Source organism: Planctomycetaceae bacterium, assembly GCA_021371795.1.
GTDB lineage: Bacteria > Planctomycetota > Phycisphaerae > Sedimentisphaerales > UBA12454 > UBA12454.
Map to the genome: position 1 here is coordinate 94,921 of JAJFVK010000021.1, position 19,318 is coordinate 114,238.

Consider the following 19,318-nt stretch of genomic DNA (forward strand, 5'->3'; position numbering starts at 1 on the left):
AAAATACTATTATTATAACAATTTATTCTGCGCGATTACCAGGATGGATTCTGGTCGGCTTCGACAAGCAAGTCTTTTATCTGGTCAACTGTTTCAGATTGTCTAAGGAACTTTCTGAAGTTGTCGTTTTGCAGATGCTCGAATATCGATTCCATCGCCTGAAGATGCTGGTCGCCTTCGGTTGGGCTAAGCAGCAGTATAATCGTATATACCGGCTGTTTATCCAGCGAAGAAAAATCTATGCCTCTTGCGCTGATTCCGATAGCGGCGACAATTTTCTTCACTAATTTATGCCTAATGTGCGGCACAGCAACACCTTTGCCAATGCCGGTACTGGCTTCATTTTCCCGTTTAATCACGGCTTTAGCGATTTCAGCCGAATTTTCTGCACTAATCTTCCCTGTTTTTTCAAGGATTGCTATTAGTTCTTTGATCGCATCGTCTCGCTTAACCGCTTCGAGTCTTGGAACTATCGCTTTAGAACTAATTACATCTGCAATTTTCATATTTGCTCCTGAATCTTTCCAATAAACCTTTCTGTTTATTGCTGCCCGTGTTTATTGTCACGTTCTTTTTCTTTTTGCTTTACAAGCTGACGTTCGACTTTCTTCACGGCTTCATCTACACAGGCATACAAATCCTGTCCTAATTCTTTACCAATAAATATATGATTATGTTTACCCCTTGCGATTACTTCCACACTGCATTGCTGACCATCTTTTCCGCCTTCTATTATTACTTCTACAGTAAGAATACTGCTGTAAAATTTAGAAAGCCCATCAACTTTTTCTTCGATTCTGCCCTTGATTGTATCTGTTATTGTGATATGTTTGCCGACAATTTTAGTTTCCAAATCACTATCTCCTTAAACAATATGATTGTGTAATTGAAGACATCCCGCAGAACGAGACTGTTGAACATGCATATACAATTTCTTGTAAAACCTGCATTTCCCCTGACTTATAATTGTTTTTAGTATCTTTTATTCGGCTTAACATCAGCCGTTTACAACTGTTTTTCTATTAAACTGTAATAAATAACATCGATAAATTCAACAATTACTTTACTTTACGCCATATAATACGTCAACAAAAATCGTCATACTTTTTATAGGGCTTTTAAGCAGAATTGAAGATGTCAACAGTAAAGACTTATAGAATTGAGGAAAAATAGAATCGCCTTATTGCGGTAAACATCAAATACACCACCAAGGGAAAGGCAAACGCACCAAGCACACCCGCCCGGCTAGTACCCTCCTATTGGCTGTGTAAAATACACCTAACGTTGTCCGGAGATATATTCTCCGGACAACGTCAATGTTCTCGCCTTATTTCCTTCGAACTAAACCCAACACGCCAAGAGTTAACAGTCCAACGGTTGCCGGCTCAGGAATACATTCCGTTGAAACGGTAATGTAATCAATATCAGCACCGCTGTCGTGTATCTTGATAAAAATTGTTTCAGATGCCGGATTTGGATAGATACGCCAGTGAGCATTAAGCACATACCAACCATCTGTATATCCCCATTGATCGTAGGTCGGATCAATCGTCCAGCCTAATACTTCAATATTGGTCGCGGTCGGTACAGTAGCAATGACCTCTGCGTCTGTTTTCGTCAGGTCTGCTCTGAATCCCATCGTCAGCCATACATCCTTATAAGGATTAAGTACCTGGCTGTTAGGAATCCACAGTGTTGCAGTTGTTTCCTCGCTGGCCCATACACCGTTTCGGCCAAGAAAAGTCGGATACCAGCCCGGTTCGGCACCGCACGCTACGCCGGTTACAGTAATAGCCGCCTCGGCTGTGCCATAGAGGTTTGCACTAATTTCAGGTAAGGCCGGATTGTCAGCATCATCAAAAGTCCATGTTTGCGAAGTTACATACGCAGAATATGCGGCGGAATTGAACAATGCCAACAACAACCCTACCCCCACTAATACTACCTTATTCTTCATCTCTCTTCCTTCCAAATGAGTTTACAAAAACACCTTCTCCATTAAAACGCAAGGGGCATTATCCCTAAAAGAGTTTTTGGAGTCAACTCGTCAATTAGAATGTCATCAGAAATGATGAAGACGACCTGCCGACATTTCGAGCCGGCAGGTCATATTGTCATATATTTTTATCTTTTTTTACGGCCAATCAAGGAAAGAATCGCACCAAATCCCAATACCGCTAACGTTGCAGGTTCTGGAACTGCAATACATATCGTATCTACTGCGATATAGTCAACGTATGCTCCGCTGTTAAGCAGTGTAAAACGAATAGTTTCTGAAGATGGATTTGGAGAAATTCCCAGTCCAAAAGTTAGTGTTCTCCAACCATCGCTTAATTCAACAAAGTTGAAACCAAGATCTGTTACAGTAACACCTGTCGGAGCCAAGACATCATAACCAGTTCCAAGGACAAACCCGCTTGTCGGAGCATTTAATACATCCGGAGGAAAATGCCCCCTGCAGCCAACTTCAATCCAAATTTCCTTGTAATCGTTTGTGATAGGATTGTTTGGAATTGTTAAATCCACGACCGCGGTATCTCCAATCCAGACACCTGAACGTCCCTGATAGTCCGGCCTCCACTCGCCTACTGTCGTAATTGTACCCGCCGTAACAGTAATCGCCGCAGAAGCATCGCCATAAGGGTTCTGGTCAATTTCCGGAGCAGCAGGATTGTCAGTATCATCGAACGTCCACTTCTGATATGTTGAGCCGGCAACACCTCTTGTCCACCACATTCCTGCAGAAGCAAAATTCGCAAGGCTGCAAATAATTAATACACAAATTACAATTTTCGAAATCTTTTCCATTAGTTTTCTCCTTATACCTGCTGCCGATTTAACGCTGAAATTCTACACATTTTCAGCATTACAGCAGCCGTTAAAAAATATTATTTTCTTCCATACCAAACTAACCCCGGATGCTTTTTGCACACCCCACAGTTGTCTGTTCAAGCTGTTCATATTTTTGTTTGTGCCATATCGTTCCTCCTGAATCCAATCACATTATTTTTCACTTACCGTTCTGTATATATTGTCAGCCATCGCTAAACTGCATCGTCATAATTTTTGCGAATAACACCGCGCGGGCTAAAGCCCACCCTACCAATTATTTCATCACTGATTTCGCAGATTACACAGATTTTACGGGTTATTTTTTTTGTTTCCGCGTCATCTGTGCAATCCGCGATTCATTTACTTTTCTATTTCTTTCTTCTGATTAAACTCAACATACCAAAACCAAGAATACTCATTGTTGCCGGTTCCGGAATAATTATGGTCTCCGCGGCGCTAATCGTTACCGCACCGTCTATGGCCAATGCCCGCCCGTTCAGGGTACCACCACCCAGGCTAATGCTTGCCTGTGCGAGGATGTTCCCAACGAAAGCGTTGGTACCGCCAATGGTTGCGGAACTGCCTACCTGCCAAAACACATTGCCGGCCGATGCACCATTGACTAAAGACACCATTGCGCCTTCAGGTGTTATCAGGGTGCTGCCAATCTGGAAAATCCACTGTGCACTGGAATCTCCTAAAGCATCCAGCGTAAGATTTCCGGCAGTCCAGGGTGCAGCGGCAGCATAGACATACACTCCCGGAGTGAGGGTCGTTCCGCCCAAGTCCGCAGGTCCTGCCACGCCGCCGGCAGCGGTTTGCGCTGCGGTGTATGCAGCTTGCAAATCCGTATGGGCAGCGTCTGTTGCAGGGTCAGCGGCAAGGTACAGGATGCCATTGACCATTTCAGCCGTGATTCCGGTTATTGCCGGTGTCGGCCAACTGCCTACATCTCCGGTAAAAGTTGACGTGCCGGTATTAGTCACACCACTGCCGCCAAGCACTGCGAAGTCAGCCGCCGTACCCAGATCTATTATCTCGGCCGGCGATGTACCTATGGCCAGCACAGCTACCACCAGAAATGCTGTTACAATACTTTTTCCATAATTCCTAAAAAAACCTTCCATACAATCACCTTATCTTTCTTCATTTACTACATTCTTCCTTTCAAATACCACATCACACTCTTTCTATAACTTACCAAAAGACCGGCCGGCACAAGGAGATGTTTTGTACCGGCAGTACTTTCGTTTACGATAGTCTGACCATTTTTATTTTATTTTTTTCTGCGAATTAAACTCAACGCGCCAATAGCGAGCAAACTCATTGTTGCAGGTTCGGGAACAGTGGTATAGCCCACTCCAGTATTACCTGTCAACCCACCTGCGGTATCATAGTTACCGAAGAAATCCGCAACCCATGTGCCTGGTAAAGAAATAGTCCCCGCTGTATATTTACTACCATCTACCAAGAAATTCACCTGTCCATTCCAAATAGCTCCAGAAGACAGCGTAAAATTAAATGAAAAAACAGTTGAGTTATCTACTGCGGTAACAGTATTGCCAGAATAGCTCGTAAATGTATCCGCCGGTTTGTCAATTACTACATAAAGCGGATTTGCAGGATTGCCCGATACCTCAGAACCACTCTCATCATAGAACCATGCGCAGTTTGTGCCGTATCCTGACCAACTATAGGTACTCGGAGCAATCGACCCCCAACCAGCCTGATTCGTGCTGCTGCCTGTAATTGTGAAACTGCCGCCTGTGATTACAGGTATAGCTCTTACAGCCCATAATCCCCATTGATTGCTCGAATCACTTAAAGATCCGACCGCGGCTTTCACGTCTGCGGCGGTAAATGTTGCTGTCGTGGCCTGAACCATACCACATGCAACCATAATCAAACCTACTACTGCACAAATCGTAATTACTTTTTTCATTTTGTTTTCTCCATTTTTCTACCACTAAGACACCAAGTTTAAATATATCTCTGTGCCCTCTGTGGCTATCTATTGTTATTATTTAATTTTTTCACTACGCCGTTTCAAGAAGGACTGCCGGCACGAGGTTTTCGTACCGGCTAATCCTTAAAGCATATTCACTTTTTATTTCTTTCTGCGAATTAAACTTAATGCGCCAAGACCAAGCATAGCCATCGTTGCCGGTTCGGGAATCTGTGCGCTTTCAAATGTTCCGGTATAATCTGTACCGTCGAATGAAACGACAAGATTTCTGATTTCACGGGATTGAGTTGCATAAGTTGTGTTTCCGACTGTATCGCCCCAAATCAGCGCCATACCATAACCATTGATAATTGTGGAATTTCCTGCGGTATTAATCTGGTCAAACATTTCGCCCCAGTAATCCCAGCCGAGAGACGGACTTCGCTGATAATCATACATACCGGCAATAGTAAGGTCTTTTATATCCCCCCACTGCATCGTAGTAAATGGTTCAACTTTATCAACAGCAAGTCCATTGTGTTCATACATCGCAACGCTTGTTGAGTCTGGTATGGCTGCGGTCAAATCCAGGGTAATTCTGCTCCACTCACTATCGACAACTTGAGTTGTACTTACACCTGCGATGCCCAATGACGTAGGAGCAAAGATACCAAATTTGCCGTTTCCATCAGTTAAAAAGTAATTAATGGTTACATAGCCAAGAGCAGTTTTATAATCAAATGCAAGTTTTATGTTATTCAGAGTTTGCCCAACGGCAACATTTGTCGTGGCAAATGTACGCGAACCATCACGATAACCATTTGGAGTTTGAAAACCGCCTGTGGCCAAAGTACCCGCAGGACTGCCATTATTATTATACCAGTACCATTCATTAGTATTGCGAGGTTGCTGGTCATAATGCAGTAACGAACCGTCAGGGCTTATAGAAAATTGGTTCAGACCCTGAACTGTTGCTACTTCCCACGTGGTTTCTGCTGCCTGTGCCAAACCATTAACTGCCAAAACCATTCCTATTATTGCACAAATTGTTAACAAATTTTTCATTTTGTTTTCTCCATTTTTTCTGCCACTAAGACACCAAGACGCTAAGTTTTTAAATATATTATTTTCTTTGTGCCTTTGAGCCTTCGTGGCTATTTTCGTTATTATTTTTTCACTAAGCCGTTTTAAAAAGCCGGCATGAAACGCTCACGCCGGCTTATCCTTCACATTTTTATTTTTTTCTTCTGATTAAACTCAATACACCAAATCCAAGCAGACCCATCGTTGCAGGTTCGGGGGTCGCAAAATAACTTGCCGGTGTGATTTCGCCGTAACTGCCGCCGTCAGTTGTAAACATAGCTTTTGAAAATGCGATATCGAAACCGTAAATATCACCGTCGGTTATTGGATTTTTGTCTATATCGGCAGTAACAATAAACTGGCCGCTAAATGAACCGACAATAGTGTCTGGCAATACGGTATTTATAAGCCAGCCGTATTCATCTAAAGCAGCTGCTTCTGAAAAAGTAGCCGTAAATGTATATGTATAATTTGTAAATGTTACACCCCATGCAACTCCGTTGTCCGGCTGCCACATACGGCTCCATGGATAAGGAGCATTTGTTCCACTGACGGTAACGGTAAAAATTGTTTTTGTTGCATCCCAGCTTGCGGCTGCACTTGTTACGCTTGGAGTGGTAATTTCTTCAGCCAACTGAAGAAAGGAATCATTTTGATTGCTGGGTGAATGCTCCCACCAACTACTCAAAAGTTCATTATAATTCCCTTCGTAACCAGCATCTACATACGGAGAATTAATTGATGTGTATAAGTTTGCATTGCGCGGTGTAGATGTTGTCGAAGTGCCTGTTCCATCTGTAATGTTCCAAATTGTACCTTGATAGCCAAGTTCATTGGTAGAGGCAAAAAAATCTGTTGCTGCCATGCCATATTGGCTGACTGCTAAAATGGTTACCAAACAAATTGTAATTAACTTTTTCATTTTGTTTTCTCCTTCTTCGCACCACGAAGGCGTGAAGATATAAAATATTGTTCACTTTAAACCGTTCTTATTAAAAGCCGGTATGAACGCTCATACCGGCTTATCCTTCACATTTTTATTTTTTTCTTCTGATTAAACTCAACGCACCAAGACCAAGTATTGCCATTGTTGTTGGTTCAGGAACAAGAGTTGGGTTTTTAACTGTATAAATATTTGAATAATTATCATCGGTATCGCCGAATATCCAGTTGAAACCATAAGCCGTATATGTACCGGCATTCAGATCATCTGGAGCACCGCCGCCGCCCCAATGGCTTGATGGAGTAGCAATTGTATAACCTGCAAAATCACTGAACGTAAAATGAGGAATTGTTGTGCCAGCAGGAAGGTTTGCATAAGTTGTTGTGCCGTTAGGTAGTTTGAATCCTTGAGTACCGCTGACCTCATAAACCCATGTTGTTGCATCCTGCAAAATGTCCCATATTGTATTATGCGGCCCAGAAGTACCCCACTCCAAAGTATGACTTGGCTCATTTGAAAGAACGGCATATCCACCTAATCCATCAGTAACCCAAATATTCATATATGGACCATAAACTCCTGATGGAACGCCTTCAATACTAACGGCTTCAATATCTCCAATGGTTAATTCATTCATTGAGTTAGTACCCCATCCAGCTTTTTGGCCACTAAGCTGAACATCAAATTGTTTAAAACCATCGGCTACATCTGCTATTGTTGGGGCTATGGCGCCACTATTTGAATTACGAATTACAAAAGCGTTCCAACCTGCTACATCTGCTGCTGAAGCTATGACACTTACTATTAATACTATTGCAAAAACTGTAATTAACTTTTTCATTGTTTTCTCCATTTAAAATTTTAATTTTAAATTAATATTTTGTTTTTCGCGATGAAATACTCACCGCAAAGTTTTAATCTCTCAAACCGTTTAATTGAAAGATTCTCCTATTATCACTGACAATTCTGTTTCATAGGCACATACCTTTCCGCTGATTCACTGGCTAAGTTCTTCAGCAATTTGTTTCTGGCTGTTCTTGTTAACTATTTCCAACCACCAAGAGCACCAACTCTATGAAGTATAATTGCATATCTCTGTGTTCTCTGCTGAAGCGAAGCGAAAGCCCTCGATTTTTAAGGGTTTTTGCACCTCGAAAGCGAAAACCAGAGAGGGTGACCTCTGTGGCTATCAAAAAAGCGGGGCCGACCCAAGAACGGCCAGTGATCTTTGGCCGACCCCTATATATTAAACGCAGCTTCCTACGCCGCCGCGATTTTACGCAAGCCGGGTATGGCAATCCATCACTGACCGTCAAACCCGACTTAGGGAGATAAAGAAATTGATAGCGTTATTTAATTTCCACACGTATTACTATCGCAACATTTATTAACATCGCGGTTACCATCCGCCGGGCTTAACTTTTTTACCTATCACCAGCCGTTAAACCCGACTATTAAGAAGAAGTTGTTAGTTCTGTTAGTTTTCCAAATCTATATTCATCGCAGCTTCCGCACTGCGGTCGTCATCTGCCGGGTCTGGCTATCTATCACTGACCGTCAAACCCGACTATAAGGAGGTAAAGAAGTTGTTAGCGTTATTTAGTTTTTTAATCTATATTCATCACAACATTTATTAACATCGCGGTTATCATCCGCCGGGCTTAACTTTTTTGCCTATCACCAGCCGTTAAACCCGACTTTGGGAAAATGAGAATGAGAGCATTTATTTACTTTATACATTATTGACGGCTATGTATTTAACACCGTCAATTTCATAATCTTTTGAATCATCATCAGGTATCTCACAGATACCACTTAGTAAACAAACGGTTTTACGAAAATGGTCGTCGTCAATATTCTCCGGCAATACCGCTGTTACTCCGATGCTCCTTGCGGCAACTTCCTGCACATAATCGCCGGCGTTTATCATCGCGATAGTCGCAATACCAGGCTTAGCTTCAATTACCGCCTTGAGAAATTCGCCATCCTTTATATCAATGAGCTGCCATTTGCTTATTACCGTATCTATCCTTCGCTTTTTGAGACATCGAATAGCTTCCCTGCCGGTTTCAGTCATATACAGCTGAACTGACAAACCCTGCAACGCATTCGCTTTCTCGCAAACTCCGGTTATCAAAATTTTAGGAATAAAAATCATTTATTTTCCTTTATTCCATTGTTTCATTTTCAATTATTAATTCCGTTCATTACTACATATATAAACAAACACTGTGCCAGAAGCTGGAATTATTTAAAAATATTTACAACACAAGAAATGAAAACGAGTTACGCAAAAATAATTTTTAGAAACATAAAAAATTTAAAAATCGTGCAGTTGCCGTTATGTAACAAACATTTTAAAAAAATTTTACTAACCATATGAAGTACAAAAATTTAGGTTCAAATTGCGTAAATGTAAATTAATTACAAAATGGTAACTAAGTTGATAGTTATTGGTTGATAGTAATTAGTGACGAATGGTTAGAACCCGGATTTGAAGACAAAAAAAAATGGGCGGCTGTTTTTATTTAACAACTGCCCAAAGGAAATTGGACTTAGTTACTTTATTATTTCCACGTCGGCGTCAGGTCGAATTTTTCAACCAGCCGGGATAATTTTCTGTGGTCTATTTTCAGCAGCTTCGCAGCCGCCATTTTTTTGCCGTTTGTTTTTTGCAGTGCCTGTATCAACATTTTCTTCTTTAACTGCTCAAATGACATAAACATCTTATCCTGCTCGGCAAGTATCAGGTCGCCTGCTACAACATCCGTCGGAATAGCCGTAACATCGATTATATTCGATTTACTCGTGATATAGGCGTATTCCATCGCATTAGCTAATTGACGCACATTGCCGGGCCAATCATAGTTTTCAAGCACTTCTATTGCGTTTCGAGACAGAGTCTTCTGCGCTTCTCTGTATAGTCGTGCCTGTTTTTCAAGAAAATACTCCGCCAGAATTGGTATATCCTCTTTTCGCTCTTTCAGTGAAGGAATCTCTATCTTTATTACGTTGAGTCTGAAATATAAATCGGCTCTGAAAGTACCTTCTCGCACCATTTGCTTTAAATCACGATTAGTAGCACAGAGTACACGAACATTAATGGGAAATGGCTTTGTTGAACCGACAGGAGTAACAGACGATTCCTGCAAAACACGCAGCAGTTTAGCCTGGAGTTCTATTTCAATTTCGCCTATTTCATCAAGAAAAATCGTACCACCATTAGCTGCCCTGAAAAAACCAAGCGTATCATTGATTGCGCCAGTGAATGAACCTTTGGTATGACCGAACAACTGACTCTCAAAAATGTGACCGCTCAACGCTGTGCAATCGACAGGAACAAAAACTTTATCGGCACGAGGGCTTTTGGAATGAATTTGACGGGCAACCATTTCCTTGCCGGTTCCCGTTTCGCCTGTGATAATTATAGAGCTTTCACGACGCGCGACAATATCAATGGTCTCAAGAATAGATTGGAATGCATTTGAAGTGCCCACAAAACGGCGTACAGACACCCCACCGGTCTCTATATTTACACCACCACCCAATTCAGCCGTTCTTCTCCAATCCTCCATACACAATCTCTACTTACTTGATGCAATCCAAATAAGAAAAAAGGGAAGCTATATAGGCTTCCCTGTACAATTTCATATTATCTCTGTTTTCTCAAAAATGCCAAAGCCGCAATCCCCATCAGGCAGATTGTCGCCGGCTCTGGAACAACTACAAATGTGCTGGTACCAGATGCCGAATCTCTCGCTGAAAGCGTAAACCAGAATTCTGATTCAATGCTTGAAACCGTGCCCAGTATAGTCTCAGGGAAATCCCTCGTGCCTTTATTCTCTTCATTTGTCAGAGTACGTTCGGGAATCGAAAAACCACTGACCAGATTGGCAAATACTGATGTGCTGTTGTACCTTGCCTGATGCGTTTTTCCGCCATAAAATAGACCTGTGATTGCTGCCCCTGCAGCATCCGGTCGGTCTGTCAGCGTAACACCAGCCGACGCATAAGCTGTCGGATTTACAATCGGGTCAAACACTACAACTTCCGAAAGGATGTTGTACGTTGTCGCCAATGAACCTGCACGCAAACCAAATTCGATACCTACTTCAGGGTCACTATTGATTGTTAATGCCAGTTTCTGAATCTTGGAGCTACCCCCATCAAGATCTACCCAATCATCAGGATTTGACAGATCGTCAAATCGCTGGACAAGATCAAACGTGTACTCAACACCGGCATCTACCCGCTGTTCCCCCGTGCTGAACGTCGCATTCGTACCATCACTGCCGGTAATAGTAACAGAGTAATTTATAAGACATGCCTGAACCACGGCAGGCAGTAACAGAACCGCCAACCCAACGAACAACCCACATATCAATTTCTTCATTTTCTCACTCCCATCTCAAAAAAGTTTTCCCAACTGTTTTCTCATCCAAAATACGCTTACGCGTTTACGATACTAACGGTGATTATCCAACAATTACATAACCTTGCAAGTCGACAATCCTGATGTCATCAAAAACGATGAATATTATTTATTATTTGTAGTGCGGTGATACTTATAATGATAAAATACGGAAAGTATCAATTCGCTCCTATCCTGCACGTTAAACTTCTGAAAAAGGCGTCCGAAGTGGGTTCTTACTGTTGGTAAAGCAATTCCTGCCTCTTTTGAGATTTGCTTATCAGATTTGCCTGTCAGCAATAAATACATAACATCGCTCTGTCTTGGCGACAAGGCAAGTTCTTGGGCAAGCCGCTGCCATTCATCTCGCTCAAAAATTAATAATTCCGACTCCATACGCTCTCTTTCCCAACTGTACGGAGGTATTATAATGTAAGCGGCATTATATGTCTATAAAAAAAACAGGTAAATGTAAATTGTTTATAATTACATTTAACCTGTTTTTCTACATTTTTGTCTGTTTTACGAGGCTTTCGGCATTGAGTGAAGGCTTTGGCCGATAGCGTCTTCCCACGCCTCTTTAAGGACTTCCGACACTGTCGGGTGCGCAAATACAACTTCGCTGATTTTTTCACTGCTGCCGATAAGTCCTCTGGCAGTGGTAATCATTTCCGTAACCGAAGCGCCGACCATTGTTACGCCGAGAATTTTGCGAGTGTTTTTATCGCTCAAAACTCTAATTTCGCCTACAGTTTCGTTATGTGCAAGGCTTCTGCCGTTGGCTTTGAAAAATGCCCTGCCGGTGTCAAACTCAATGCCCTGCTTTTTGCACTTAACCTCATTAAGGCCGACACTGGCAACTTCCGGGAAAGTATAGATTGCGCGTGGAACAAGTGAATAATCTTTGATACGGGTTTCATGTCCCATTGCGTTATCGGCAGCGACTTCGCCCTCGAAAAACGCACCGTGTGCAAGATATGTTGTGCCGACCGTGTCGCCGATTGCGTAAACGCCGGCTGCGCTGGTTTCCATTTTATCGTTTACCTTTATCAGGTTTTTATTCATTTCCAAACCAAGACTGTCAATGGTTCGCTTATCGCACGATGCCCTTCTGCCGACGGAAACGAGAACTTTTTCAGTTTCAATAACTGTACCGTCTTCAAGAATAACTTTTGCTCCGGAATCTGTTTTTTCACAGCCGGTTACTTTTTTACCTGCCAGAGCATCGATTCCAAGCTTCTTGAATTCACGCGTCATAAGTTTCCCAACCCATTCATCCTCAAGCGGAAGGATACTTGCAAGCGCTTCAATAATAGTAACTTTGCAGCCAAGCGATGCGTAAACGCAGCCTAATTCACAACCGATAACGCCGCCGCCGATGACAACCATTGTTTTCGGTATTTCCGGCAGAGACAACGCTTCGGTGCTGCTGATTATGGTTTTGCCGTCAAACGGAAGGAACGGAATTTCCACAGGAGTCGAACCGGAGGCAATTATGATTTTTGTCGCTTCGAGCTGTGCGGGAGTTTTGCCCTCTACGGAGATTTTGTTTGGAGCGGTAACAACGCCGCGGCCTTCGAATATTTTTATTTTGTTGCCCTGAATGAGACTTGTCAGTCCTTTTCGCAGGCCGGTAACAACATTATCTTTATGGCTCTGCATTTTCGGCCAGTTAATTTTTGGATTTTCAGTTTCGACGCCGAATGCCGAGGCGTGTTTGGCAAGATTGTAAACATGCGCACAAGCCAGCAGCGACTTTGACGGTATGCAGCCGCAGTTAAGACAAACGCCGCCGATGTTTCCCTTTTCGATAATGGCGACTTTTGCGCCTTTTTGCGCACATCTTAAAGCCGCCGAGTATCCGCCCGGCCCTGAACCGATTACAACAACATCAAAATTTTCAGCCATAATAAAATCCAATCTCTAATAAACTATTTAACTATCGTTGTTCCCGCCGCTTCGAACATTTTGACACCGCCGCGTTCAAGCTGCAGGATGAGCCCCTGCGCCGGCTCAACGCCAAGGCAAGCGCCTGTAAATTGTTTGCCGTTATGTTCGACGGTTATTCGCTTTCCTGTAAGCATACTCCGCTTATGCCATTTTTCAACTATTTCGTCCGGATTTTCTTGAGCAATTCGCAGAAAACGTTCAAAATTGAACATCAGCCTTTTGGCCAGCAGATTCCTGTCGCAGACCCTTCCGCACTCAATATCGACACTTGTCGCGATTTGTTCAAGTTCTTCCGGGAAATCGCTCGGCCGCTGATGGCAGTTGATGCCGATACCGATTATGTAATATTTCGCTTTTTTTTCGATAAGTATTCCGGCAAGTTTTTTGTCATTAACAAAAACATCGTTCGGCCATTTAATTTTTGCCTGATGTCTGCCGCATTTATCAATCGCCTTGGCACACGCCACAGCCGCGATAATTGCCATCATATCAGGCGTGATTTTATTTTCGAAAATCAGTATCGAGCAGAGAATGCTCTTGTGTTTGCCGTCAAACCATTTATTGCCGCGTCTGCCTTTGCCGGCGGTCTGATGTTCTGAAAGAACAATCAATCCGTCGTTTTTTTCGCCGCCGGAGGCGTACTCACGCGCAATGTCATTTGTGCTTGCGGTGCTTTTGTAAATGAGTATCTTTTTACCGATTCGCTCGGTATCGAGTTTGGTCTTTATTACATCAACATCTAAGCTACTGAATTCCATTTCTCTTCTAATTCTATATTCTGTGTTCTATGTTCTGATTAGAAATGTCTATCCAAACCGATATCAACAGAAATAGCGCTGTGCGTAATTGCGCCGATAGAAATTCTGTCAACACCGCAAAGTGCGATTGCGCGAACGTTATTGAGCGTAATTCCGCCGCTGGCCTCCAGCAGAGGTTTATCGCCGCACATTTTATTTCGCATCGAAACGGCGTGTTTATACTGCCACTGACCCATATTATCCAGCAGCACAACATCAACACCTGGCACATTCAAAACGTGATCGAGTTGGTCGTCAACATGGTCAACTTCAACACATATAAATTTTACATCTTTGATTTTCTTCGCTTTGGCGACAAGTTCTTTGAGTTTGCCTTCGAAATCCTTACCGAGCTGGGCAATATGATTATCTTTGAACATTACCGCTTCCCGCAGGCTGAATCTGTGATTATGACCTTTGCCGCAACGAACGGCGTATTTCTCCAGTTCGCGCCAGCCGGGAATGGTTTTGCGAGTGTCATATATTTTCGCTCCGGTTCCGCGAACAGCGTGGACATATTTAGCCGTCATTGTCGCGATGCCGCACAGCCTTTGCATGAAATTCAGCACGACCCTTTCAGCAGACAGCATCGAACGAATCGGTCCTTCTATTACGCCCAGCGTATCGGCGACATTTGCCCGCTGGCCGTCGCGTTTATATACTTTCAGTTTGAGTTTTTTATTGTATTTCTTGAGAACCTCTTTGGCGATATTCATTCCGCAAACAACGATTTCTTCCCTGCTTATAATATACGATTTGCCGGTAGCTCTTTCAGGAATCATCAATTCGCTTGACGGATCCCTGCCGCCAAAATCTTCCTCAACAGCCATATCGATTAACTGCCGTACACGGTCCATATTCAAATGTTTCATCTTATTCCTTACCAAAAATTATTTTCTGCCAAGCCGCGGCATTTCTTTTAATTCTTTCAACTGGTCGCGAAGGTACGCCGCCCGTTCGAAGTCCAGTTTTTCAGCGGCTTCGAGCATTTCCTTTTCTATTTGCGTCGTGATTTGTACAACATCGTATTCATCATCACTCAAACTTACCGCGTCTCTGGCGGCCTGTCTGGCTTTCAGTTTCTCCTGCAGACCTGTATAAATCTGCTTCCTGATAGTTTCGGGAGTGATATTATGGTCTTTGTTGTACTGCGCTTGTATTGTACGCCTTCTATTCGTTTCGTCAATTGCTTTTTGCATAGCATCGGTAACCCTGTCAGCGTACAAAAACACCTTTGCATCGATATTTCGGGCAGTTCTGCCGATAGTCTGAATCAGCGAAGTCCGGCTGCGCAAAAAGCCTTCCTTGTCAGCGTCGAGAATCGCAACCAGCGTAACCTCCGGCAAATCCAATCCTTCACGCAAAAGATTAATGCCGACCAGTACATCGAACGTCCCCATCCGCAAATCCCGCAAAATAACGACACGTTCCAGCGTTTTGATTTCACTGTGAAGATACCTGCACTTGAAACCCTTTTTGGATATGTACGCAGTCAAATCCTCGGCAAGCCTTTTTGTCAAAGTCGTTACAAGCACACGCTGATTGAGTTTGACGTGCGTTTCAATCTGCTCCAGGAGATGCGGTATCTGATTGGTTGCCGGATGAATAAAAATTTCAGGGTCGAGCAAACCGGTCGGACGAACAATCTGTTCAACGATAGCGTCTTTGCTCAAATCAAGCTCAAACGGTGCAGGCGTTGCGGAAACAAAAATAACATTTCTCCAGTTTTCCTGAAATTCCTCGAACCGCAGCGGCCGGTTGTCAAGAGCACTCGGAAGCCTGAATCCGTGTTCGACAAGAACTTGTTTTCTGTTCCTGTCGCCGATGTGCATCGCGCGAATCTGCGGAATCGTAACGTGCGATTCATCGATGAACAGCAGAAAATCCTTCGGAAAATAATCGATAAGCGTATAAGGCCTTGCACCTGCCGGCAGCCCGCTCAAATGACGTGAGTAGTTTTCGATACCGCTGCAAAAACCGACTTCCTTAATCATCTCGATATCGTAAAGCGTGCGAGCCTGCAATCGCTGCGCTTCGAGCAATTTGCCTTCCTGCCGCAATTTCATAAGCTGCTGTTCGAGTTCTATTTTAATATTGCTGATTGCAAATTCAATTCTGTCGGCAGGCATAACGTAATGTCCCGCCGGATAAACAAACAGTTGGCTTTCTTCGGCAAGTTTCTCTGCGCTGACAGGATTTATATAAGTTATTTTTTCAACCTCATCGCCGAAAAATTCAATCTTAACTGCAAACGATTCGTAACTCGGCCAAAGCTCAACGACATCGCCTCGCACCCGATACGTTCCGCGATGAAAATCGACGTCGTTTCTTTGATATTGCAAATCCGCCAGCCTGCCGAGCAGTTCATTTCGTTCGATAGCATCGCCGACTTTGATACCGATAACGCTCGACTTGTAATCCTCCGGCGAACCCAATCCGAAAATGCACGACACCGATGCGACAATAATCACATCCTGCCTGCCGGTCAAACTCATCGTTGTCGCAAGCCGCAGCCTTTCAAGCTCATCGTTTCGCGATGCGTCTTTTTCGATATAAATATCCCGCTGCGGAATGTACGCTTCCGGCTGGTAATAATCATAGTAGCTGACAAAATATTCGACCGCATTTTCGGGGAATAATTGCCGAAATTCCTCATAGAGCTGCGCGGCAAGCGTTTTATTATGACTGATGATAAGCGCAGGCCGTTGATATTTTTCGATGACGTTGGCCATCGTAAAAGTTTTTCCGCTTCCGGTAACACCGTAGAGCGTCTGGTACTGTTTGCCGGCTTTTAAGCCATCGGCAAGCTGCTGAATCGCCTTGGGCTGGTCGCCCTGCGGTTTAAAGTCAGATTTTATCTTAAAGTTCGCCATAAATTAGGAACTGCTAATGTTATATCAGAAGTGCCAAAAATACAATGCAAAATAACATCCCGCCTTGTACGTTTAGTACAAGACGGGATTCCTCATTTTTGCATTTTAATTTTTGATATTTGATTTTTGTTTTAGCTCATCGAGCATGTTCCGCCGCCTGGGCCGGATTTGTAGAGGTTTTTGTTATACGGCAGCTTCATCAGCATTATTCCCATCATACAATTATCCGTTACGCCGGCAAAAATCAAACCGCACGCAACAAAAATCGGAATCATCAGGAAATACCAGTTCACGAACCCTGCCAGAATAATACCAATAAGCACAAGACTGCCGGCAATCGTTCTCACCTGCCGTTCGAGCGAAATTCCGCCTGCGCCCTTAATCACAGGCAGCTTATCTTTTTGCCATTGCGCAATACCGCCCTGTATCACCTTAACATTATGAATTCCCGCCTGCATCATCATATCCGCCGCCATCGCCGCACGAGTGCCGCTGTGGCACAGCACAAGGAAATTATTCTTTGCATTACTGACTTCGGCCATTCTGGCAGAAAGCTGATCGATAGGAACATTGAGCGAATTTTCCAAATGTGATTGATTTATTTCCACAGCCGAGCGAACATCCAGAATTTTCGCCTGCGGGTCTGACTTGAGAATTTTTGCTGCCTCGGTCGGCTTAATCATCTCAATCTGCGCCGCTTCGCCCCGCTGATTTACACGAACGATGTTTTCGATATTGAAAGGTTTGGGAATAACCTTTGAACGCATATTTGATGCAAATGCCTCTTTGTTCGTTTCCTTCAAAAACGGATTGCTTGTTTTTTCTTTTCCTATTGTAGATTCTTTTTTCCCGTTGTAATCGTGTCCCGGACAAAGAATCGTTTCATCAGGCAGTTGTTTTAATTTCTGCAAAGTATCGAACATCGATTCAGGCGAGCCATTTTGAAAATCTGTTCTGCCGACACTGCCGATTAACAGCACATCCGCTGAAAACAGTCTGCCCTCGCCGTATAAGCTCACCGCGTCATCCGTATGCCCCGGCGAATATATCACCCTGATTTTTTCCGAGCCTAATTCTATTTCATCGTTGTCTTTTAGCCGTTTATCGACAATATTTGAAATCGCCTTTTCGCCCATAAGAATTGGAGCTTCGAGCTGTTTTTTCAAAACCGCCGCGCCGGAAAAATGGTCGGCGTGTGTGTGCGTATCGACGATGTATTTGAGCGTCAAACCATTGCTTAACAGATACTGCTTGTATTTATCGATAAGACTGATATGCGGATCGATTATAATCGCCTGTTTTTCCGAACTGATAATATAAGAATAACAACTTCCTGCAGCAAAATGCTTTACCATAAAACTCCCTTTCAAATATATTTCCTGCCTTTTTTCAAAAAGGTCTTAAATTCCCACTTGCTCACCACACTGCAATGCTTTTACATATTGTTTAAATCGGATTCGGTTTGCGAATCGATTTGTATTTCTTCGACAGGAGTTTCAGAAATTTTCTGCTGTTGCGGCACATCAATCTCGACGATATCAATCGGCAGCGAAGTTTCTTCCTCTATTTCGCTTTGGGTTTCTTCCGGCTGGTCTATTGCCTGAATATCCACCGGAGATTCCTGTTTCTGCTCAAGCACATCGCCCTCTTCAGACATCATCGCTTCGTGTACCGCTTTTTCCGCAGGCTCATCCGTCAGCGCACGCAGATAAATCGGCATACCCGGTTTGACCTGCTCCGCTGTGATTAATTTTTCACGCACAAGTTCGAGAACGCCAAGGAAAAGGCCTATCATTACAAGTTTATTTTTCTTGCCGTCGAAAATTCTTGTGAAATTCATCGGCCCTTCGTTCTGCAAACGATGGAGCACTTCAATCTGATACAAATCAATCGGCGTATCGTCGGTAATATGACGAATATCCATAAGATTGCCGGTCGCCTTCATCATCGTATCGAAAGCGTTCAGCAAATCCCAGACTGTTATCGATTCCAAATCAAGCTCCGGCTCGGTCTTAGGCTCAAGACTCTGGATAATATTATCGCTGCGTGAAAATTTCTGCTGCTGCGTCTGCGATGAAAGATTGAGCATATTCGCGGCGTCTTTGTATTTCTTGTATTCGAGCAACTGCCTGATAAGTTCGTGCCGCGGGTCGGAAGCGTCCTCTTCCAAAGCATTAACCTGGTCTTTGGGCAGAAGCATCGCGGATTTTATTTCCATCAGCATTGCCGCCATTATGAGAAATTCGCCCGCCAGTTCGATGTCGAACATCTGCATCATCTCTATATGACGAATATATTCTTCGGTAATCTTCGCGATTGGAATATCGTAAATATCGACCTCTTCCTTGCGAACGAGGTACAAAAGCAAATCCAGCGGACCGGAAAAAATATCAAGATTTATTCTATAATCTGTCATATATACTTTCGTTAAGCGTATCTCGTGAAGAGTATCTCGTATTTCGCTTCACGCTTCACGAGCGACGA

Annotated in this window: 19 protein-coding genes; all 19 read right to left on the minus strand. The window is 43.4% G+C overall.

Features of this window, described 5'->3' with window-relative positions; translation table 11 throughout:
• Positions 1 to 35: 35 nt before the first annotated feature.
• The 19 genes from LLF92_11200 to LLF92_11290 all read right to left on the minus strand — a co-directional run bounded on the left by LLF92_11200 (position 36) and on the right by LLF92_11290 (position 19,250).
• Positions 36 to 506, minus strand: a complete 471-nt coding sequence (locus LLF92_11200) for a PTS sugar transporter subunit IIA (protein MCE5341672.1) — start codon at positions 504 to 506, stop codon at positions 36 to 38.
• 35 nt (positions 507 to 541) lie between these two features.
• On the minus strand, positions 542 to 853 hold the full coding sequence (raiA, locus tag LLF92_11205) for a ribosome-associated translation inhibitor RaiA (GenBank protein ID MCE5341673.1): 312 nt from the start codon (positions 851 to 853) through the stop codon (positions 542 to 544).
• Positions 854 to 1,327: 474 nt separating this feature from the next.
• Complete coding sequence (locus LLF92_11210) at positions 1,328 to 1,957, minus strand: PEP-CTERM sorting domain-containing protein (protein MCE5341674.1); 630 nt, start codon at positions 1,955 to 1,957, stop codon at positions 1,328 to 1,330.
• A gap of 167 nt (positions 1,958 to 2,124) precedes the next feature.
• The gene (locus tag LLF92_11215) at positions 2,125 to 2,808 is read right to left on the minus strand and encodes a PEP-CTERM sorting domain-containing protein (GenBank protein MCE5341675.1); all 684 of its coding nucleotides are present in this window, start codon (positions 2,806 to 2,808) and stop codon (positions 2,125 to 2,127) included.
• A gap of 392 nt (positions 2,809 to 3,200) precedes the next feature.
• Positions 3,201 to 3,959 (minus strand): DUF3494 domain-containing protein, encoded by a 759-nt coding sequence (locus LLF92_11220; protein MCE5341676.1) that lies wholly within the window; start codon positions 3,957 to 3,959, stop codon positions 3,201 to 3,203.
• Positions 3,960 to 4,108: 149 nt separating this feature from the next.
• A complete protein-coding gene (locus LLF92_11225) occupies positions 4,109 to 4,774 on the minus strand; it encodes a PEP-CTERM sorting domain-containing protein (GenBank protein ID MCE5341677.1) in 666 nt (221 codons plus the stop codon).
• Between the two features lie 165 nt (positions 4,775 to 4,939).
• Positions 4,940 to 5,842 (minus strand): PEP-CTERM sorting domain-containing protein, encoded by a 903-nt coding sequence (locus LLF92_11230; protein ID MCE5341678.1) that lies wholly within the window; start codon positions 5,840 to 5,842, stop codon positions 4,940 to 4,942.
• A gap of 169 nt (positions 5,843 to 6,011) precedes the next feature.
• The gene (locus LLF92_11235) at positions 6,012 to 6,782 is read right to left on the minus strand and encodes a PEP-CTERM sorting domain-containing protein (GenBank protein ID MCE5341679.1); all 771 of its coding nucleotides are present in this window, start codon (positions 6,780 to 6,782) and stop codon (positions 6,012 to 6,014) included.
• A 115-nt stretch (positions 6,783 to 6,897) separates the two neighbouring features.
• Entirely contained in the window at positions 6,898 to 7,644 is a 747-nt protein-coding gene (locus LLF92_11240; protein MCE5341680.1) for a PEP-CTERM sorting domain-containing protein, read from the minus strand.
• Positions 7,645 to 8,535: 891 nt separating this feature from the next.
• Positions 8,536 to 8,961 carry a hypothetical protein gene (locus tag LLF92_11245; protein ID MCE5341681.1) on the minus strand — a complete coding sequence of 142 codons (426 nt, stop codon included), beginning with the start codon at positions 8,959 to 8,961 and terminating at the stop codon, positions 8,536 to 8,538.
• A gap of 409 nt (positions 8,962 to 9,370) precedes the next feature.
• Complete coding sequence (locus LLF92_11250; GenBank protein ID MCE5341682.1) at positions 9,371 to 10,378, minus strand: sigma-54 dependent transcriptional regulator; 1,008 nt, start codon at positions 10,376 to 10,378, stop codon at positions 9,371 to 9,373.
• 77 nt (positions 10,379 to 10,455) lie between these two features.
• Positions 10,456 to 11,196: a PEP-CTERM sorting domain-containing protein gene (locus LLF92_11255; protein MCE5341683.1), complete on the minus strand. Its 741-nt coding sequence runs from the start codon at positions 11,194 to 11,196 to the stop codon at positions 10,456 to 10,458.
• A gap of 144 nt (positions 11,197 to 11,340) precedes the next feature.
• Complete coding sequence (locus LLF92_11260) at positions 11,341 to 11,610, minus strand: helix-turn-helix transcriptional regulator (GenBank protein MCE5341684.1); 270 nt, start codon at positions 11,608 to 11,610, stop codon at positions 11,341 to 11,343.
• Between the two features lie 126 nt (positions 11,611 to 11,736).
• Positions 11,737 to 13,122 carry a dihydrolipoyl dehydrogenase gene (lpdA, locus tag LLF92_11265; GenBank protein ID MCE5341685.1) on the minus strand — a complete coding sequence of 462 codons (1,386 nt, stop codon included), beginning with the start codon at positions 13,120 to 13,122 and terminating at the stop codon, positions 11,737 to 11,739.
• Between the two features lie 23 nt (positions 13,123 to 13,145).
• Positions 13,146 to 13,922 carry a biotin--[acetyl-CoA-carboxylase] ligase gene (locus tag LLF92_11270; protein ID MCE5341686.1) on the minus strand — a complete coding sequence of 259 codons (777 nt, stop codon included), beginning with the start codon at positions 13,920 to 13,922 and terminating at the stop codon, positions 13,146 to 13,148.
• A gap of 38 nt (positions 13,923 to 13,960) precedes the next feature.
• Positions 13,961 to 14,833 (minus strand): carboxylating nicotinate-nucleotide diphosphorylase, encoded by an 873-nt coding sequence (gene nadC / locus LLF92_11275; GenBank protein MCE5341687.1) that lies wholly within the window; start codon positions 14,831 to 14,833, stop codon positions 13,961 to 13,963.
• 18 nt (positions 14,834 to 14,851) lie between these two features.
• Positions 14,852 to 16,834 (minus strand): excinuclease ABC subunit UvrB, encoded by a 1,983-nt coding sequence (gene uvrB, locus LLF92_11280; protein ID MCE5341688.1) that lies wholly within the window; start codon positions 16,832 to 16,834, stop codon positions 14,852 to 14,854.
• Between the two features lie 131 nt (positions 16,835 to 16,965).
• Entirely contained in the window at positions 16,966 to 18,189 is a 1,224-nt protein-coding gene (locus LLF92_11285; GenBank protein ID MCE5341689.1) for an MBL fold metallo-hydrolase, read from the minus strand.
• An 80-nt stretch (positions 18,190 to 18,269) separates the two neighbouring features.
• Positions 18,270 to 19,250, minus strand: a complete 981-nt coding sequence (locus LLF92_11290) for a segregation/condensation protein A (protein ID MCE5341690.1) — start codon at positions 19,248 to 19,250, stop codon at positions 18,270 to 18,272.
• Positions 19,251 to 19,318 lie beyond the last annotated feature (68 nt).

Bases quoted from the DNA above. Each gene is read 5' to 3' on its own strand.
- LLF92_11290 (MCE5341690.1), bottom strand. From the start codon at position 19,250: ATGACAGATTATAGAATAAATCTTGATATTTTTTCCGGTCCGCTGGAT.
- uvrB (MCE5341688.1), bottom strand. From the start codon at position 16,834: ATGGCGAACTTTAAGATAAAATCTGACTTTAAACCGCAGGGCGACCAG.
- LLF92_11285 (MCE5341689.1), bottom strand. From the start codon at position 18,189: ATGGTAAAGCATTTTGCTGCAGGAAGTTGTTATTCTTATATTATCAGT.
- lpdA (MCE5341685.1), bottom strand. From the start codon at position 13,122: ATGGCTGAAAATTTTGATGTTGTTGTAATCGGTTCAGGGCCGGGCGGA.
- LLF92_11255 (MCE5341683.1), bottom strand. From the start codon at position 11,196: ATGAAGAAATTGATATGTGGGTTGTTCGTTGGGTTGGCGGTTCTGTTA.
- LLF92_11260 (MCE5341684.1), bottom strand. From the start codon at position 11,610: ATGGAGTCGGAATTATTAATTTTTGAGCGAGATGAATGGCAGCGGCTT.
- LLF92_11200 (MCE5341672.1), bottom strand. From the start codon at position 506: ATGAAAATTGCAGATGTAATTAGTTCTAAAGCGATAGTTCCAAGACTC.
- LLF92_11220 (MCE5341676.1), bottom strand. From the start codon at position 3,959: ATGGAAGGTTTTTTTAGGAATTATGGAAAAAGTATTGTAACAGCATTT.
- LLF92_11210 (MCE5341674.1), bottom strand. From the start codon at position 1,957: ATGAAGAATAAGGTAGTATTAGTGGGGGTAGGGTTGTTGTTGGCATTG.
- nadC (MCE5341687.1), bottom strand. From the start codon at position 14,833: ATGAAACATTTGAATATGGACCGTGTACGGCAGTTAATCGATATGGCT.
- LLF92_11250 (MCE5341682.1), bottom strand. From the start codon at position 10,378: ATGGAGGATTGGAGAAGAACGGCTGAATTGGGTGGTGGTGTAAATATA.
- LLF92_11230 (MCE5341678.1), bottom strand. From the start codon at position 5,842: ATGAAAAATTTGTTAACAATTTGTGCAATAATAGGAATGGTTTTGGCA.
- LLF92_11235 (MCE5341679.1), bottom strand. From the start codon at position 6,782: ATGAAAAAGTTAATTACAATTTGTTTGGTAACCATTTTAGCAGTCAGC.
- LLF92_11215 (MCE5341675.1), bottom strand. From the start codon at position 2,808: ATGGAAAAGATTTCGAAAATTGTAATTTGTGTATTAATTATTTGCAGC.
- LLF92_11270 (MCE5341686.1), bottom strand. From the start codon at position 13,922: ATGGAATTCAGTAGCTTAGATGTTGATGTAATAAAGACCAAACTCGAT.
- LLF92_11240 (MCE5341680.1), bottom strand. From the start codon at position 7,644: ATGAAAAAGTTAATTACAGTTTTTGCAATAGTATTAATAGTAAGTGTC.
- LLF92_11245 (MCE5341681.1), bottom strand. From the start codon at position 8,961: ATGATTTTTATTCCTAAAATTTTGATAACCGGAGTTTGCGAGAAAGCG.
- LLF92_11225 (MCE5341677.1), bottom strand. From the start codon at position 4,774: ATGAAAAAAGTAATTACGATTTGTGCAGTAGTAGGTTTGATTATGGTT.